At 75.9% G+C, this 535-nt stretch carries 1 protein-coding gene; it reads right to left on the bottom strand.

From position 1 onward, the window contains the following. On the bottom strand, positions 1 to 440 hold a 440-nt coding region (locus tag AC2W7A_RS13295), incomplete at its 3' end, for an ATP-binding cassette domain-containing protein (RefSeq protein ID WP_485991751.1). Positions 441 to 535 lie beyond the last annotated feature (95 nt).

Below are 535 nucleotides of genomic sequence, written 5' to 3'. Positions count from 1 at the left end.
CAGGGGCGATCCGCTGTGCCTGGTCGCCCCGAGACCGCCAGCCCGCGCTCGCCCACGGGGGTGTCCAGCCCCTGCGGCAGCGTCCGCGCCCAGCGGGCCAGGTCCACCTGTCCCAGGGCATCCCACAGCCGATCGGCGTCCGCCTCGGGTGCGGCGATCCGCAGGTTCTCCGCCAGGGAGGCCCGGAACAGCCAGGTGTGCTGCTGCACCACCGCGGAGGCGGCGCGGACCTCGTCCTGCGTGGCCGTGGTGAGCGGCACCCCGTGCACATGCACGGTGCCGGCGGTGGGCAGCAGGTCCCCGGCGAGCATGCTCAGCAGCGTGGACTTGCCGGACCCGGAGGAACCCAGCAGCGCGGTCCGCTCCCGCTCGGCCACGGTCAGGTCCACATCCGTGAGCACGTCCTTGCCCGGCTCGTAGGCGAAGCCCGCCCCCTGCACGACGACGGCCCCCCCTCCTCGGCGGGGATCGCCTCGCCTCGGCGTCGGGTCCCCCGTCGGCGCCCGAGCCGGAGACGGTCGCAGCGGAGCCGACG

This window comes from Micrococcus sp. LASM2_SD2 (assembly GCF_057364565.1).
This window is presented reverse-complemented; position numbering and strand designations above follow the sequence as displayed.